The 16902-nt window shown below is 65.0% G+C and carries 15 protein-coding genes; 10 read left to right on the top strand and 5 right to left on the bottom strand.

Annotated elements, in window-relative coordinates; all coding sequences use genetic code 11:
• Window positions 1–69: 69 nt before the first annotated feature.
• On the top strand, window positions 70–444 hold the full coding sequence (locus tag WS95_RS32900) for a cytochrome c (RefSeq protein WP_082746878.1): 375 nt from the start codon (window positions 70–72) through the stop codon (window positions 442–444).
• A gap of 134 nt (window positions 445–578) precedes the next feature.
• Here WS95_RS32900 and WS95_RS08295 read toward each other — a convergent pair whose 3' ends face one another.
• Window positions 579–1061, bottom strand: coding sequence for a cupin domain-containing protein (locus WS95_RS08295; RefSeq protein ID WP_034204359.1), 483 nt, complete (start codon window positions 1059–1061; stop codon window positions 579–581).
• A 288-nt stretch (window positions 1062–1349) separates the two neighbouring features.
• Between WS95_RS08295 and WS95_RS08300 the strand changes: the two genes are divergently transcribed.
• The gene (locus WS95_RS08300) at window positions 1350–1985 is read left to right on the top strand and encodes an isochorismatase family cysteine hydrolase (RefSeq protein ID WP_034204358.1); all 636 of its coding nucleotides are present in this window, start codon (window positions 1350–1352) and stop codon (window positions 1983–1985) included.
• 280 nt (window positions 1986–2265) lie between these two features.
• On the opposite strand, the gene WS95_RS08305 is transcribed toward WS95_RS08300, so the two are convergent.
• From WS95_RS08305 to WS95_RS08315, 3 genes are all read right to left on the bottom strand, one after another.
• Window positions 2266–2997, bottom strand: a complete 732-nt coding sequence (locus WS95_RS08305; RefSeq protein ID WP_034204357.1) for a ribonuclease T2 — start codon at window positions 2995–2997, stop codon at window positions 2266–2268.
• Between the two features lie 126 nt (window positions 2998–3123).
• Window positions 3124–3696: a hypothetical protein gene (locus WS95_RS08310; RefSeq protein ID WP_059823255.1), complete on the bottom strand. Its 573-nt coding sequence runs from the start codon at window positions 3694–3696 to the stop codon at window positions 3124–3126.
• Window positions 3697–3790: 94 nt separating this feature from the next.
• A complete protein-coding gene (locus tag WS95_RS08315; RefSeq protein WP_034204355.1) occupies window positions 3791–5194 on the bottom strand; it encodes an HdeD family acid-resistance protein in 1404 nt (467 codons plus the stop codon).
• Window positions 5195–5439: 245 nt separating this feature from the next.
• Here WS95_RS08315 and WS95_RS08320 point away from each other — a divergent pair, with 245 nt between their 5' ends.
• From WS95_RS08320 to WS95_RS08345, 7 genes are all read left to right on the top strand, one after another.
• Complete coding sequence (locus WS95_RS08320; RefSeq protein WP_034204354.1) at window positions 5440–6006, top strand: helix-turn-helix domain-containing protein; 567 nt, start codon at window positions 5440–5442, stop codon at window positions 6004–6006.
• Between the two features lie 78 nt (window positions 6007–6084).
• Window positions 6085–6666 carry an HD domain-containing protein gene (locus tag WS95_RS08325; RefSeq protein ID WP_059823257.1) on the top strand — a complete coding sequence of 194 codons (582 nt, stop codon included), beginning with the start codon at window positions 6085–6087 and terminating at the stop codon, window positions 6664–6666.
• A gap of 922 nt (window positions 6667–7588) precedes the next feature.
• On the top strand, window positions 7589–8503 hold the full coding sequence (locus WS95_RS08330; protein ID WP_257139653.1) for a DUF3658 domain-containing protein: 915 nt from the start codon (window positions 7589–7591) through the stop codon (window positions 8501–8503).
• Complete coding sequence (locus tag WS95_RS32905; protein ID WP_082746869.1) at window positions 8493–9251, top strand: DsbC family protein; 759 nt, start codon at window positions 8493–8495, stop codon at window positions 9249–9251. The genes WS95_RS08330 and WS95_RS32905 overlap by 11 nt, the downstream gene beginning before the upstream one ends.
• A 329-nt stretch (window positions 9252–9580) precedes the next feature.
• Window positions 9581–10771 carry an efflux RND transporter periplasmic adaptor subunit gene (locus WS95_RS08335; RefSeq protein ID WP_059823261.1) on the top strand — a complete coding sequence of 397 codons (1191 nt, stop codon included), beginning with the start codon at window positions 9581–9583 and terminating at the stop codon, window positions 10769–10771.
• A gap of 2 nt (window positions 10772–10773) precedes the next feature.
• Window positions 10774–12819: a MacB family efflux pump subunit gene (locus WS95_RS08340; RefSeq protein ID WP_059823262.1), complete on the top strand. Its 2046-nt coding sequence runs from the start codon at window positions 10774–10776 to the stop codon at window positions 12817–12819.
• A gap of 6 nt (window positions 12820–12825) precedes the next feature.
• Entirely contained in the window at window positions 12826–14205 is a 1380-nt protein-coding gene (locus tag WS95_RS08345; protein ID WP_059823264.1) for an efflux transporter outer membrane subunit, read from the top strand.
• A 30-nt stretch (window positions 14206–14235) separates the two neighbouring features.
• Here WS95_RS08345 and WS95_RS08350 read toward each other — a convergent pair whose 3' ends face one another.
• A complete protein-coding gene (locus WS95_RS08350; RefSeq protein ID WP_059823266.1) occupies window positions 14236–15774 on the bottom strand; it encodes an MFS transporter in 1539 nt (512 codons plus the stop codon).
• Between the two features lie 179 nt (window positions 15775–15953).
• Here WS95_RS08350 and WS95_RS08355 point away from each other — a divergent pair, with 179 nt between their 5' ends.
• Window positions 15954–16883 (top strand): LysR family transcriptional regulator, encoded by a 930-nt coding sequence (locus tag WS95_RS08355; protein ID WP_059823267.1) that lies wholly within the window; start codon window positions 15954–15956, stop codon window positions 16881–16883.
• Window positions 16884–16902 lie beyond the last annotated feature (19 nt).

Here is a 16902-nt window from a genome sequence, read left to right on the forward strand (position 1 = left end):
CATTTGGCGCAATGGCGGCAGGTAAATATCGGCATACCCTTCCGAAGGCTCATACAAGAAATTAAGAAAATGAAAATATTGCTCATCGCTTCACTAGGAATTTCGTTGTTTTCTCAAACACCCGCAGCCTTTGCGGATAGTGACAACGGGAAAAAGATCTTCCTGGCGAGATGCGCCATGTGCCATGGAGCAGACGCCCGAGGAACGGGACCGTTGGCCAATAAAAGCAGTCCGCCTACGCCCGATCTTACGACACCCGCTTTCAAAAAACGGCTTAGTGATTATCCGGGCGTTATCGTTTCATCCATCATACTTCGCCCAAACGGAGATCTGATTCCGAAAACCTTGCGTGAAAATGGCACAAAGCTGCCCCCACATTCATGGACGGTTAAAGATTTTCGCGATCTGAATCAATATATGACTGAATTGATTTCAAAGAAATAGCGCGGTGACCCGAGATGGATCGGCCGAGCGATTCATCCATTCGTTGCATCGACGGGCCGAACCCGCACAGTACGGCGGTCGCTCGCCGGGATATCGTGGCTGACAGGTCGTCGGCTGACGCTCACGCGTGAGCATCAGTCCGGCATCCCGTTATGGTCTCCGAGCGGCCGGGTGGGCCAGTCCACCCATCGGTCCGCGCGGGTCAGTTCGTACGCTTCGTTGAGCGGGTACCGGATACGGTTGTCGTCGCGAGGACGTTCGCCGATCACCATCAATCTGACTTCATCCTTCGTATTGTTGATGAAGGTGTGACAAATTCCGGTACCTGCCGGAAACGCGACGGAATCGCCCTCGGCAATGGGGTGAAGCACGCCGTCGATCCATACATCGGGCTTGCCTTCGAGCACGTACACGAACTCCTGCTCGGTACTTTCGGCGTGCGGATATGATGTCCGCCGTCCGGGCAGAAGTCTGACATGATGGATCCCGATACGCGTGATGCCGAGTGCGGCCGAAAGCGGCGCATCGAGCGCCATTGGCTCGGTATCGCCGCGATAGGAATGCGCATCCGGTTCTTCGAGTTCAGTCCAGTGCTTGATGAAATCCGGCCGGCTCATCGGGTGTTCTCCTTTAAGAGGAACGTCCATGATAGCGGCTTGCGGAAACGACAAAAATGCGTTCGTGGCGCGGCATTTCGGATGTTGGGCTGCGACCGTCGCGCGTGGCCGTTTTGCCGATCCCGGCCGTTGGCGGCTGCGCGGCGCCTGCACGGTTCATTCCGAAGGAATCACACCAGAACTTATATTTCCGCCGGTACGGGGCACGCTGGCGCCGACGTGACTCGCGACATATACCGCACCACCGATTTTCCGACATTCCGAAGCGATTACTGGAGAACCCCACGCATGAATCCGGACAACGCATCAGCAATCGCAACCCCTGCCCGCGCGGACGCCGGCAGCAGCTCCTCCGCGCCGATCCCGCCCATCGTGCCATCCAAAACCGCGCTGCTGGTCATGCATTACCAGACCGATATCCTCGGGCTCTTCCCGTCGGTCGCGCCCGAGCTGCTCGCCAACACGCGCCGTCTCTGCGACGCGGCGCGAGCCGCCGGCGTCGGCGTCTGGTTCGCGAATCTGCGCTTCAGCCCCGGCTATCCGGAAGTCAGCCCGCGCAACAAGAACGGCCAGGGTATCAAGCAGCTCGGCCTCTTCATCGACGACGCCCCGTGTCCCGAACTGGCCAGGCAGCCCGACGAACCGCTGATCGTCGCCCATCGCGCGAGCGTATTCTTCGGCACCGATCTGCAGGCGCGGCTCGTCGCACAGGGCGTCGATTCGCTGATCATGGTCGGCATCGCATCGACCGGCGTGATGCTGTCGTCGATCGCCCACGCGAGCGACGCCGATTTCGGCCTCTACACGGTCAAGGATTGCTGCTACGACCCGGACCCGATCGTCCACGAGCATCTGTTCGCCACCGCGTTCGAATCGCGCACGACGGTGCTGTCGCTCGCGGATGCGCTGCGGCTGCTGGCGTGACGACGGACTCGTCGCACCGCCGTTCGACACCATGCATCCGACGGCGGGCTCGAGGCTGCGCTGACGGACGTGCCGACGGCGACGCGGTGGTTCGGCGTGCCGTCCGCGGCGCGTTGAGCGCGGTCGGTCGACGCAGGCAGCGGTGGTGTCTTGCCGACCGACAAACCCGCACGCGCGTCGTCAACGGCACGCCGACATGCCGGAATGCCCATACCACCGTCCTGCTGCAGCCCCGACCGCTCGCGACGTGCGCGATATCGCACACGTCAGCCGCGCCCCGTCACTTCGCGATGAACACACCCGACGTCGGGCACGTGCCCTGCGTATTGCCGTCCGTCACGAGCGATGCCGCGCTCGGAAACTGCGCGGTCGCATTCGTCTTCACCGCGATCCAGGCTTCGGTGAAGTAGCTCACGCCGTTCGTCTTCGTGCACTTCAGCGACACCGCGCTGCGCGTGTTGCTGCCGAACGCGCCTTCGAACGCCGACAGCAACTGGTTACGCGTGACCGTCTTGCCCGCGTTCGCTTGCAGGAACGCGTTGAACGACGTGTTGCCCAACCGGCTGATCATGCCCGACGCCTGATTCCAGTAAGCATCGGGCGTCGCCGAATTCGAACACGTGCCGTGCTTGAACCATTCGTGCTTGTCGAGACACGATGCGACGCCCGGCATGTACGTCGACAGCGTGTTGCGGGTCGCGCTGCTGATCGGGTATGCGTCCATGCTGCACCACTGGTGCGCGTTGTCGAGGTCGATGTCGCTCTGCGGCACGCCGCAATAGAACGGCTGATTGCCGTCGTAGCGGTTCGGCCACAGCCCGTGCAGCGACAGGCTCGTCGCCGCATACGAGCCGGCGAGGTTCGTGCATTCCGGTGTGTCGTGCGACGCGCAGAAACCCGGCTCCCACGACGCGGCGAGCAACAGGTAGTCGTAGCTGGTCTGCGCGGCGGCGTGCAGTGAAACGGAAGCGACGGCGAGTGCGGCAGCGGCGCGGGCGAGCGTCTTGAGCATGGCGTGTTTCCTCGGAAAGGGCGTGCGGTCGCGGGATGCGCCGCAAGGTTGTCGAATGTCTGCCCGCGATTGTTGCCGAAGCAACATGGCACGAATGTGAAGGTGGACGAAAGAATGCGCGATCGCTCACGTGCCGAGCTGCGTGCACGCGCGCGCCGACGCTTCGGGGCCCTCGAGCGCGAGAATCTGCCACACGCCGATGCTGACGCGCTGGCGCGCCGCCGTCGACGCATCGGCCAGCAACGCCTCGACACGCGGCGCGGCGTCGGGCGCCTTCTGCTTCAGCGCCGCGTGGTGCCGCGCACGCGACGCCGGTTCAGGCTCGTACACGTCGCAGAGGCGCACCATGCCGGCGAGGCCGGCCAGATCGTCGTCCGTGTCGATCGCGGCCGGCTCGACGGGCGCGAGCCCCTTGCGCTCTTCCGGCGGCAGCTTGTTGCGCGCGCCTTCGTCGACCGTCGTGGCGGACGCCGGCGGCAAGCCGCCGAGCGCCGCGACGATCCGGCTGCCCGCGGCGATCATGTCGCCCTGGCACGCGATCTTCTCGGCGGCCGCGACGTGCGAGCAGAACGACACCGACGTCCGGTACACGTCGTTGCTCATGCGCGGCACTTCGTCCGTGTCCGCCTGCGCGAGGCCGGCGCTCGCCAGCGTCAGCGCGGCGGGAATCAGGATGCGGAACGCTCTCGTGTTGTTCATTGTCGTCGTCCGTGGGGGCTGATGGCAGGCAATATCGCCGCGCCGCGCGAAGGCGCGCCTCGTGACGCCGGGCCTGCGTCCGGCGCCACGCGTTTCACTTCATCGACGCCGCCTCCGATCCGCCGGGCGACAGTGCCGCGCTGTCCTGCTCGCGCCACGCGCGGCGCGACGCCATGATCGCGCTCACGGCCGAGCGCGCCACCTTCCACCACGCGAACGGACGCGGATCGGCGAGCATGCTGAGCGCGCGCGCATAGTCGAGCGTGAGCCCGGGCGTCCACGCCATCGTCACCGCACGCTTGCGGATCTGCGCGGCCACCCACAGCTCGGGCGTGAGCAGCAGCCGCACGAACGCGCCCCACCCGGCCCGCGCGCCCTTCAGCCGCCACACCGCGCCGTCGAGCGCGGCTTCGAGCGCATTCGACACGGAGCTCGAGCAGTTGCGGTGCGTGAGGTTGTACGTCGTGTTCTGCCGGTACGACGACCAGAACGCATCGAGCTTGGCCGGATCGTAGTTGCGGATGCGCACGCGCACCGTCGACGGACACCACGCTTTCGACTCGGTCGCATAGTCGGGCTGGAACAGGCCCGGCACGTCGTTCTCGCGCGTCGCACGCAGGATGCGCGTGAATTCGTCCGGAGAACGATCGATTTCGACGGCCGGATACAGGCTGATATAGATGCCCTCCGGCGACTCCAGCGCCGCATGGCCGGTCGAGATCACGCCGTTGACATCCACCGCCGCGATGTAGCGGTCGATCACCGGATAACGCTGCGCTTCGGCCTTCGACGTGCCGGTCGGCGTCCACACGTGCACGGTGAGCGCCCGCTCGCCGTCGGCCGGCGGGCCGTCCCATTCGGATTGCGCGAACTGCGGCAGGTCCGGCGCATCGTCGAGATCCGGCGCCAGCGCCGGCGCGGGCGACGTCGCGAACGCCGGGTTGCGTGTCAGCCGCCGCACGCGTGCGGCAAGGCTCAGCATGTGCATCCCGCCGAACGTCAGCAACAGGCCGAGGCAGTACGGCACGGTGCCCGCGTAGTGCGTCGGGTACGGCTGGAAGAAGAAGATCGCCAGCAGGATCTCGACGACGCCCCACGCGAACGCGACGTGCCAGCGGCGATAGCGCACCATCCATGCGGACGTGCATTGCAACAGCCCGTCGACGAGAAACAGCGTGCCGAAGATCATCGACAGCAGGAAATGGCCGTGATGATGGCCGGCAAACACGAGCCCCGCGGCCACCACGACCGCGATGCCCTTCACGTAGCGCAGGATGCGCTGCCCGCCGACCCCGCTGCCGGCCACCGCGAGCGTCGCGAGTCCCTCGATCAGGAACAGCCATGCGAACAGTTCGATCGGAAAATGCAGCGCGCCGTCGAGCGCATCGACGAAAATGCCGACGCCCGCGACGACCCACAGCCAGCCGAGCACGGTCAACCCGCGCCAGCGGGTTCGCAGATATTCGATGCCCAGCAGCAGCAACACCAGTCGTACCATTGCGCCCTCGTATCTTTTTCGGGAAACGCGCGGCCTCGCGCTCCCTGTCGTTGCGGCCGCGCGTCGGGCGACGCACCGGCCGGAAGGCGGTCACCGTTGCCGGCGCGTCGTGTCGTCCACACGATCGATGGCAGCCGGCACGCGCCGCTCTGGCCGAATAATAAGATATGGTGACACCGGTTGAAAGCCTCGCGAAAACGATTCCGACGGGGCGCGCCCGGCAACGCTGCCACAGGAGCATCGTCATGAATGCCTCACCGCTTCATCCGTCCTCGCTCGGCCCGCAACTCAAACGCTGGCGCGCGCTGCACCGCGTGAAGCAAAACCATGCGGCCGAGCTGTTCGGCGTCGCGCAATCGACGATCTCGCGCTGGGAGGCCGGCCTCCAGCAGATGTCGCCCGACGAGCGCGCGACGGCCGAACGGCTGCTCGCCGCGCGCCTCGATTCCGCCGGCGACCACGCACTCGCGCGGCTGATCGCCGGCAGCGCGGGCCGCATGCATCTCGTGTGCGATCTCACGCACCGTCTGCTTGCCAGCTCGCCGGCGCGCGCGGCCGAGTTCTCGCAGCCGCTTTCGACGCTGCTCGACACGTCGCTGTGGCGCTACGCGACGCCGGAAATCGTTCGCATGGAAGCCGCGCTCGCCCCGCTCGGCTGGCACGACCGCGCGGGGCCGCCGAGCGTCGAGTTCGACACCGGCGCGAACGCGTCGCGCGTCGTGCCGATTCGCGGCAGCCGGTGCCGGTGGACACGGATGACGTTGTCGGACGGCTCGGCCGTGCGGCTCGTGGAAACGCTCGACGCGCACTGACGCCCACGCATATTTCATGCGTGGACGAAGCGCGACCGGCCGGCGTACGCTTGACGGCTCATCGCAAGGACGCCGACCATGAATCCCGAGACGATCCACGCGCGGCTCGCTTTCCTGCGCGAAGCCGAACGCCTGAAGGACGTGCTGCGCAGCGGCTACACGTCGGCCGGGCGCCCCGAAAGCACGGCCGAGCACAGTTGGCGGCTGTGCCTGATGGCGCTCGTGTTCGCCGACGCGCTGCCGGGCGTCGACACGCTGAAGCTGCTGAAACTGTGCGTCGTCCACGACCTCGGCGAGGCGCTGCACGGCGACATCCCCGCGGTCGAGCAGGACGCACACCCCGACAAGAGCGCGCACGAACGCGACGACCTGCTGACGCTGACCGCGCCGCTCGATCGCGCGGTGCGCGACGAGATCGTCGCGCTATGGGATGAATACGAGGCAGCCGCCTCGCCGGAAGCCCGCGCGGCGAAGGCGCTCGACAAGCTCGAAACGATCCTGCAGCACAACCAGGGCAGCAATCCGCCCGATTTCGACTATGCGTTCAATCTCGGCTACGGGCGTCGCTACACCGACGCCGCGCCGTTATTCCGCGCGATCCGCGAGATCGTCGATGCCGACACGCAGCGCAGGATCGACGCGGGTGGATGCCGCGCGTAAGCGCGCGGCACGGCGGTAGCACAAGACACCCTGTTGCCGTACCCGTCGCCGACTGTTCGGTGCGTCCCTGGTCACTAGCGGCGCGCGAACCTCTCCACCCAGAAGCCATTTCCGACTGACACGACGGGCAAAGCCGCCGCGCGTCGCATTCGGTACCGGCACGGACGGGCTACATATCTGCCCGCCTTCTCTACCGTGCGCCCCACGCGAAGGCCATCTGTTCAATGCCTTCGCCTCCATCCGGGCAGTCCGCCCGCTGCTTTTGCCGGACTGGACACACCATCCACGCCATTCTCCAGCGGCGCTCCAATTTCCTGCCCGGGTAAGCGAAACCCTTGGCCCTGCCGCTCGCGAGGATTCCGAATCAACCCTCATTGCAATCGGAAAACGTCGACCAGTCCGATTTGACAAATTTAACAAAAATGACAATCGGCAACAATTTGATTATCTCCAAAAAATAAATCCTTGAAAAACCAACACCATAAAAATTAACCTATAAAAACACAGGAATACTAAATTGAAATTTGTTAATAAATATCAAAGCTATATCCTCGACATCAAACAATCGCCATCTTTCCTCAACCCGTCACAAAGGAGGTTTCGATGCATTCCAAACAAAGTTTCTCCACTCGGAAGGCCACCAGATTGGCTGCAGTCACCTTTTGCATCGTCATTGCCTTGCTTCATCCTGGCAGTGCTGCAGCCGACGGCCTTGCGAGCAAAATCCTCGAAGGTCCGAACACTTCCAATCAACGAGCATTCACAAGTTGCTCCGTTTTCTACACAATGTGCATTCAGCGATACGGTAGCAGACCCGGCAGCACGGCTGGCATGACACGATGCGCAGATTGCTTGAATAACTGCAATCGCTCGAATGGATGGTGGCCGATGATCAGCGGTTGCGCCGTATAACGACAGTGACGTGCTTCGTCGCGAGAGTTGTGTCGATAGCGCTCAACCGCACAAAAATCCGTCGTTCGCTCGCGACGAGGTTGAAATTTCTACCCAAGATCAAGGCGTACCAATGCTCCGAAACAAAGATCACCAAAATATGATCCATGCATCATTCTCGGACATCACGTCCAATGTCATCGCATCTGCAATTTCGGAAGGGAGGTTGATGGGGTCACATGTTCTTATTGGCGGAAACTGGCACCTCGGCCCTCTCAAAGAACGCGACGTCTCGACCCTGTCGGCGTGGTTTTACGATAATTTCGGATATATCCCAAGCGACTTGACCATCGACACCCCTATCATCCCCACCAACGAGTTGATCAAAGTGTGTGCATGGGTAAATCCATTATCATCAATCGAATATGCGAATTTCATGCACTGGATAAGCCATGATCCTCCACGGGATTTCCTGTTGATTTCGATCCCGAAAGAGAGTGTCCACCCTGCTGCGGAGAACTTCCTCGATCTCACCAAGCTTCTCGACAATGCAGTTGAAATAAAATCGATCGACGTCAATCCCTATATCACAGAATGGAGCTCCCTCGTCGAGGAAAACGCCGATTTCAGAATGGTCAACGGAATTGGAAAAATTCAATCATTCCGATCAACGGATTTCGACGCATACATCATCAACTCCATAGCCAGGAAGTGGGAGCCCACACCGATAGTAGTATTGCGCATAATAGAAACAATCCAATCGGAAAGACATGATTTTCCGGGAGACATTTTCCTCTATCATCGACTCGAGAAATTCTTCTTGAGTGGCATCATCGAGAAGCAAGCCGAAGTCAGCATCACACAAACACAGATACGGATTGCGAGTTCCTGGCATCTCCGTTCATCAGCCATGCAAATTTCAGACTCCATACGCCATGCCGAATAATATAAAGCTCCTTCCAACATCACTCTTTACACTTGCGCTCGCCACAGCGCACACCGAAGCAGCTTCCGCCGATGTAGAAGCGAACTTGCAACGGGAATTGCAAGCCAAACTGCCCGAACTGAAGATAGAGCAAGTTATCCCGTCAAAAATCGACGGACTATATGAGGTCACCGCAAATTCACGAATTTTCTACAGCAATTCATCGGCATCGCACGTTATCATCGGCAACCTGTTCGACACCAATAGTCAGGAAAACATAACAGAAACACAACTCAATAAGATTAACAGCATAAACATCAATGACCTTCCATTCCAATATGCCATCAAACATAAAAATGGAACCGGAGAGCGCGTGATCGCTACATTCTTCGATCCGAACTGCTCGTTTTGCAAGAAAATGAGTCCCGAGCTAGGCAAGATCCCCAACGTGACCGTATACATTTTCCTGTACCCAGTTCTTTCTACCGACTCCGTCACCAAATCTGAAATCATTCTGTGCGCCGACAATCGACTCCAAGCATGGAAGCAATGGATCGAAAGAGGGAAAACCACCGCCCCCCGCAAGCGTTGCCAGCTCACCATCACGAAAGAACTCCTTTCGCTGGGAAAGAAGCTCAATATCAGGGGAACGCCCACCACGTTCCTGCCTTCCGGAGAAAGAGTCGCGGGATTTATTTCCGGGAAAGATTTGGCTGACAAGATTGATCGCAATAACCGCGTGGAGCTTAGAACCCCACCCCGCCCCTGAAGTTTGAAGGGGCATTCCGCGATCACGGTAGCACGGATCGAATCCGGGTGACGATCCTCTCCGCATCCTTGTATTGACCTGTCACTCCATGAATTGAAACACAGACAAAGTCGACAGATACGCCGCAGAACTTCCGGCACAATTCAGCACAATTCCTACACGGATTCACGAAACTACCTCGATTATCATGGCCGCCTGACTCGAACCAGGCATCGCCGCGCCGTATCCATCCGACTCCTCTATCGATCTGCACTGCATGCCACGATTGCAGGACCATCCCGATTAGCCATCCACGCCGCCGACGCCCGACTCATCAACGCCGTATTCTCATGAATAAGAAGATCCGCCGCCGGCTCACCATACTGGTCATCAGCGGTGCAGCCATTGCCACTGCCGTCGTAGCAATAACGATCGCCACGCCCGACAAACATCCGCAGTACCTGTCCGCGCCCGTCACGCGCGGCGATCTCGAGAACGCGGTGCTCGCGACCGGCGCGCTGCAGGCGTTCAAGCAGGTGGACGTCGGCGCGCAGGTGTCGGGGCAGTTGAAGACGCTGAAGGTCAAGCTCGGCGACAAGGTCACGAAGGGCCAGTGGCTCGCCGAAATCGATCCCGTGATCTCGGAAAACGCGCTGCGCCAGGCGCGCGCCAGCGAAGAAAGCCTGCGGGCGCAGCAGCAATCGACCGCCGCGCAACTGACACAGGCCGAGCTCGCGTTCCGTCGCCAGCAGGCGATGCTGCCCGACGATGCGACGTCGCGCGAATCGTTCGAGGCCGCGCGCGCGGCGCTCGACGTGCAGCGCGCCACCCTCGCATCGCTCGCCGCGCAGATCCGTTCGGCCCGCATCCAGATCGAGACCGCGCAGGCCAACCTCGGCTACACGCGCATCGTCGCGCCGATCGACGGCGAGGTCGTCGCGATCGTCACGCAGGAAGGCCAGACCGTGATCGCGCAACAGCAGGCGCCGGTGATCCTGAAGCTCGCGAATCTCGACACGATGACCGTGAAGGCGCAGGTATCGGAAGCCGACGTGATTCGCGTGAGCGCCGGCCAGACCGCCTATTTCACGATCCTCGGCGAACCGGACAAGCGTCACTACGGCAAGCTGCGCGCGATCGAACCGGCGCCGCAGAACTACGCCGACGCGCAAAGCGCGCTCGGCGGCGGCGCGGGCGGCGGCGCGAAGCCGAACAGCGCGGTGTTCTACAACGCGCTGTTCGACGTGCCGAATCCCGAGCACCGGCTGCGCATCGCGATGACCGCGCAGGTCAACATCGTGCTCGGCAACGCCCGCAACGCGCTGATCATTCCGGCCGCCGCGCTCGGCGAGAAGCGCAAGGACGGCACCGTCGCGGTACGCGTGCTGCGCGCCGACGGCAGCACGGAAACGCGCCATGTCCGCATCGGCATCAACAACAACGTGCGCGTCGAGGTGCTGGCCGGCCTGAAGGACGGCGAGCGGGTCGTGATCGGCGAAGCGTCGGCGGACGAGCGCGCGCCATTGTCGGACGTGGTGTAACGATGAGCCAGCCTCTGCTGAAACTCGCCGCCGTCACGCGACGCTTTCCGGCCGGCGACAAGGACGTCGTCGTCCTGAACAACGTCAGCCTGTCGATCGACGCGGGCGAGATCGTCGCGATCGTCGGCGCGTCGGGGTCCGGCAAGTCGACGCTGATGAACATCCTCGGCTGCCTCGATCATCCGAGCGAAGGCACGTACATGGTCGGCGGACGCGACACGCACATGCTCGACAGCGACGAGCTCGCGCAGTTGCGCCGCGAGCACTTCGGCTTCGTGTTTCAGCGCTATCACCTGCTGCCGCACGTCGACGCGGTCGCGAACCTCGAAATGCCGGCGATCTACGCGGGCACCCCGCGCGCCGAGCGGCACGCCCGCGCCCGCGCGTTGCTCGCGCGCCTCGGGCTCGCCGATCGCGCGCATCACCGGCCCGGGCAACTGTCCGGCGGCCAGCAGCAGCGCGTGAGCATTGCACGCGCGCTGATGAACGGCGGCCAGGTGATCCTCGCGGACGAACCGACCGGCGCGCTCGACACGAAAAGCGGCCAGGACGTGATCCGCATCCTGCACGAACTGAACGCGCTCGGTCATACGATCGTGATCGTCACGCACGACAAGGCCGTGGCGCGCCATGCGCGGCGCATCATCGAAATCAGCGACGGCGAGATCGTCGCCGACCGGCCGAACCGCCACTACGCGGAAGCGCTCGCGGAATCCGGCGTCGGAGCAGCCGCAACGGCCGAAGCGGCACCCGACGGGCGGTCCGCACCGGCTTCCGCGGATGCCCCGCCGGCCGCCAGCACCAACACCGACGCCGCTCCCGCCCCGCGCACCCGACGCTTCGCCGCCGGCACCGGCCGCTTCGGCGAGGCGTGCCGGATGGCCTGGATCGCGCTCGTGTCGCACCGGCTGCGCACGCTGCTGACGATGCTCGGCATCATCATCGGCATCACGTCGGTCGTGTCGATCGTCGCGGTCGGCGAAGGCGCGAAGCGTTACATGCTCGACGAGATCGGCAGCATCGGCACCAATACGATCAGTCTTTATCCGGGCACCGACTGGGGCGACAGCCGCGCGGACGCGATCCAGACGCTCGTGCCCGACGACGTCACCGCGCTCGCGGAGCAGCCGTACGTCGACAGCGCGACACCCGAGACGTCGCGCACGCTGCTGCTGCGTTATCGCAACATCAACGTGAATGCGCTCGTCAGCGGCGTCGGCGAGCGCTACTTCCAGGCGCGCGGGATGCGCTTCGCGCTCGGCGTCGCGTTCGACGACGACGCGGTGCGCCGCCAGGCGCAGGTGGTCGTGATCGACCAGAACACGCGCCGCAAGCTGTTCGGCGCGGCGCGCAATCCGGTCGGCGAAGTGATCCTCGTCGACAACGTGCCGTGCGTCGTGATCGGCGTGACCGCCGACAAGAAAAGCGCGTTCGGCAGCGTGAAGAGCCTGAACGTGTGGGTGCCGTACACGACCGCGAGCGGGCGCCTGTTCGGCCAGCGCTATCTCGACAGCATCACCGTGCGCGTGCGCGACGGGCAGCCGAGCGCCGCCGCCGAGAAAAGCCTCGAGAAACTGATGATCCAGCGCCACGGCCGCAAGGACTTCTTCACGTACAACATGGACAGCGTGGTCAAGACCGTCGAGAAGACCGGCCAGTCGCTGACGCTGCTGCTCTCGCTGATCGCGGTGATCTCGCTCGTCGTCGGCGGGATCGGCGTGATGAACATCATGCTGGTGTCGGTCACCGAGCGGACGCGCGAGATCGGCATCCGGATGGCGGTCGGCGCGCGCCAGTCCGACATCCTGCAGCAGTTCCTGGTCGAGGCCGTGCTCGTGTGCCTGCTCGGCGGCACGATCGGCATCGCGCTGTCGTTCGGGCTCGGCGCGCTGTTCTCGATGTTCGTCGCGCAGTGGAAGATGGTGTTCTCGGCCGGCGCGATCGCGACCGCGTTCGTGTGCTCGACGCTCACCGGTGTGATTTTCGGGTTCATGCCCGCGCGCAACGCGTCGCGGCTCGATCCGATCGATGCGCTCGCGCGCGACTGACGCAACATGGCCATCACGCATTCCTCCCCGCTTCACCGTCTCGGCGCATTCGCGTGCGCGGCCGCGCTGCTCGCCGGCTGCGCGGGCGTGCGCCACGATCCGCTGCCGGCCGTCGCGATGCCCGCGAACTGGGCCGCCCCGGTCGCGGCCGACGCGCCGGCCGCCACGCGCGACTGGTGGCGCAGCTTCGGCGATCCGCAACTCGATGCGCTGATCGACGACGCGCTGCGCGCCAACGGCGATCTCGCGATCGCGGCGATCCGCGTGTATCGCGCACGGTTGCAGGCAGGGCTCGTCGATACGAACCTGACGCCCAACGTGACGCTCGGCGCGAACGGCGCCGTGTCGCGCACGCTCGATACCCACCGAACGAGCCGGTCGAGCGGCCTCGCCGGTTCGCTCAGCTACGAAATCGACCTGTGGGGCCGGCTGGCCGCGCTGCGCGATGCCGCGCGCTGGGAAGCCGACGCGACGGCCGCCGATCTCGAAGCCGCGCGACTGTCGCTGATCGGCACGACCGCGGCGCTGTACTGGCAGATCGGCTATCTGAACCGGCAGATCGCGCTCGGCGACGCGAACATCGCGTATGCGGTGCGCACGCTCGCGCTCGTCCGGTCGCGGCACACGGCCGGCGCCGTGTCGGGGCTCGATCTCGCGCAGGCCGAGCAGAGCCTCGCCGCGCAACGCGCGGCGCAAACGCAACTGATCCAGCAGCGCACCGAGAACCGGCACGCGCTCGCGATCCTGTTCGACCGGCCGCCGCAGCAACTCGCCGCCGAGCCGGCCGCGCTGCCCGACGCCCCGCCGCCCGACGTGGCGGCCGGCCTGCCCGCGAGCCTGCTCGGCCGGCGTCCCGACCTGCGTGCGGCGGAATTCCGGCTGCGCGAGTCGCTCGCGCAGGTCGACGCGACGCGCACGAGCTTCTACCCGACCTTCACGCTGACCGGCAGCGCCGGCACGACGAGCACGAGCCTCGAGCGCGTGCTGACGAACCCGGTCGGCACGCTCGGGCTCGGCCTCGCGCTGCCGTTCATCCAGTGGAACACGATGCAGTTGCAGATCAAGGTGTCGAAGTCGCAGTACGAGGAAGCGGTGGTCAGGTTCCGCCAGCGGCTCCATACGGCGCTCGCGGAAGTCGAGAACGCGCTGTCCGCACGCGTGCAGCTCGAACGCGAGGCCGAACAGCGTGCGCTGTCGCTCGCCCAGGCGCAGCGCGCCGAGCGGCTGGCCGCCGCGCGCTTCGCGGCCGGCGCGACCGCCGTGCAACCGTGGCTCGACCAGCAGCAGGTCCTGAGGAACGCGCAGAGCGCCGACGAACTGACGCGCCTGAACCGGCTCAACAACCAGATGAAGCTCTACCGCGCGCTCGGCGGCGGGACGTCCTGACCGGCCGTCCTGTGCCGACCGCCGGCCGCGTCATTCGCACACGGCCGCCCCGCGCCGCGCCGGCGCGAACGCCACCATGCTCGCGGTCGCGAGCACGGCCACGCCCGCCGCGCCGTACACCATCACCCAGCCGAACCCATGCACGAGCGCAGCGTGCAGCGCCGCGCCGGTCGGGTCGGCCTGCGCGAGCGCCGGCGCGACGGCCTGCAGCCCGTCGGTGCGACCCGACGCGATTTCCTGCGCGAGCCGGCGCAGCGCCGCATCGCCGATCGCGCCGGCGGGCCCGCGCTTCAGGCTCGCGACGATCCCCGCCACCAGCACGAAGCCCATCGCCGCGATGTTCAGCGCGAGCGAGATCATCCGCGCGCTCATGTCGATGCCCGACGCCATCCCGGCCCGCGCACTCGGCACCGCGCCCGTCGTCGTGTTGGTGACGGGCGTATTGGTCAGCCCGAGCCCGATGCCGGCGATCGCGCAGCCCGGCAGCATCGTCAGCCAGCTCGCATGATCGGCCGCGCTGCCCAGCCGCATCAGCACGAAACCGGCCGCGATCGTGAACAGGCCGCCCGGAATCACGACGCCCGGGCCGTAGCGCAGGGCGAGCCGTTCGCCGAACGGCGGTGCGATCAGCGTCGGCAGCGTGTACGCGAGCAACGCGAGGCCGGCCGTCACGCTGTCGTAGCCGAGCGCGACCTGGAACCAGATCGGCAGGTAGATCATGAACGGCCAGAAGCTGAAGTTCATCCCCATCGAGCCGAAGATCGCGCCGGTGAACGCGCGAATCCGGAACACCGAGAAGTCGAACATCGGCCGCGCGCTGGCGCGCTCCGCGGCGACGAAGCCGGCCAGCGCGAGCACGGTCGCGCCGAGCACGCCGAGGCCGGCCCTGCTCGTCAATCCGAGTTCGGCGCTTTGGGTGATGTAGAACGCGAGACCGAGCACCGCGAGCGACAACGTGACGATGCCCGCGACGTCGAGCGAGCCCGCATGCGGATCGCGCGATTCGCGCACCGCGCCGCCGATCAGCACGAGCGCGACGGCCGCGAGCGGCGCATGCACGAGGAACACCCACGGCCAGCTCGCCAGCGCGACGATCGCGCCGCCGACGATCGGCCCGAACCCGAGCCCGATGCCGAACACGATGCCCCAGATCCCGAACGCGCGGCCGCGCTCACGCCCTTCGCGGAACTGGTGCGACAGCACGGCGATCTGGCAGATCAGCATCGCGCCGCCGCTCGCGCCCTGCAGCAGCCGGCCCGCGACGAGCACCGGCACGTTCGGCGCGAGCCCGCACAGCAACGACGTCGCGCCGAACAGCACGGTGCCGACCACGTACACGCGCTTGCGGCCGAACCGGTCCGCGAGCGTACCGGCCGCCATCAGCACCGTCGTACACGCGATCGTGTACGCGTTCATGATCCACTGCATGCCGTTGAAATCGCCATGCAGCACGTGTTCGAGCGTCGGCAGGATCACCGGCACGCTCGAGATTTCGAGGCCGAACATCAGCGACGTGAGACAGACGGCCGCGAGCGCGACCGCATTCCTGCGAGAGTCGGATAGCGTCATGCGTATTGCGCGGCGGCCCGACGACGGGCCGCGCGCCTCCAGGTCAGTAGGATTCGCCGCGTGCGGCCGGCGACGCACGCTGAACGGGAATCGGTACTATAGTGAGAATTCACCTCCCCATTGAAGCGTCCATTTCCATGCACTGGGGAATCTCAGGACCCAATCGACTCACACCCGCCATGACCGACAGACTCGACGGCGTAACGACCTTCGTCCAGGTCGTGGAATCGGGCAGCTTCGCGCTGGCCGCGGAGCGGCTCGACATGACGCGTTCCGCGGTCGGCAAGGCGATCGCGCGGCTCGAGAAGCGGCTCGGCGCACGGCTGCTGCAGCGCACGACGCGCAGCCAGAGCCTGACCGACGACGGCCAGGCGTACTACGACCGCTGCGTGCGCGCGCTGGCCGAACTCGAAGCGGCGGAAGCCGATCTCGACTGCGGCCGCCACGAGGCGCGCGGCAAGCTGCGGCTGAGCGTGCCGCTCGCGTTCGGGCACCACTGCGTGACGCCGATCGTGCTCGACCTCGCGCGCACTTACCCGCACCTGCGGATCGACGTGTCGATCACCGACCGCTTCGTCGATCTCGTCGAGGAAGGGATCGACCTCGCGGTGCGGATCGGTACGCTCGCGGACAGCACGAGCCTCGCGGTGCGGCGGCTCGGCACGCAATACGGCAGCCTCGGCGCGGCGCCGTCGTATCTCGCGCGCTACGGGACGCCGAAGACGCTCGACGGCCTGAAGCACCACCGGACGATCGCCTATTCGCGGTCGGGCGTGGTGCAGCCGTGGGACTTGCGCGTGCCGGACGGCTCGACGGTGCGGATCGACATGCCGCATCAACTGAGTTTCGACGACGTGCAGGCGATCGCTGCGGCCGGTGCGTCGGGGTTCGGGATCGCGTGGCTGCCGAGCTGGCTGCTCGACCATTACGTGAAGCGCGGGGAGATGGCGGTCGTGCTGGATCGCTGCTTCGTCTGCGAAGGGGACATTCACGCGATCTGGCCGAAGACGCGCTACCTGCCGCGCAAGACGCGCTGCGTGATCGATGCGCTCGCGCAGGCGATTCCGCCGATGATCGAGCGCGCGGACGAAGCGCGACGAGACGCGTGAAAGCCGACGCGCCGCACGG

Origin of the sequence: Burkholderia sp. MSMB1826 (genome assembly GCF_001526325.1) — a bacterium.
Taxonomy (GTDB): Bacteria; Pseudomonadota; Gammaproteobacteria; order Burkholderiales; family Burkholderiaceae; genus Burkholderia.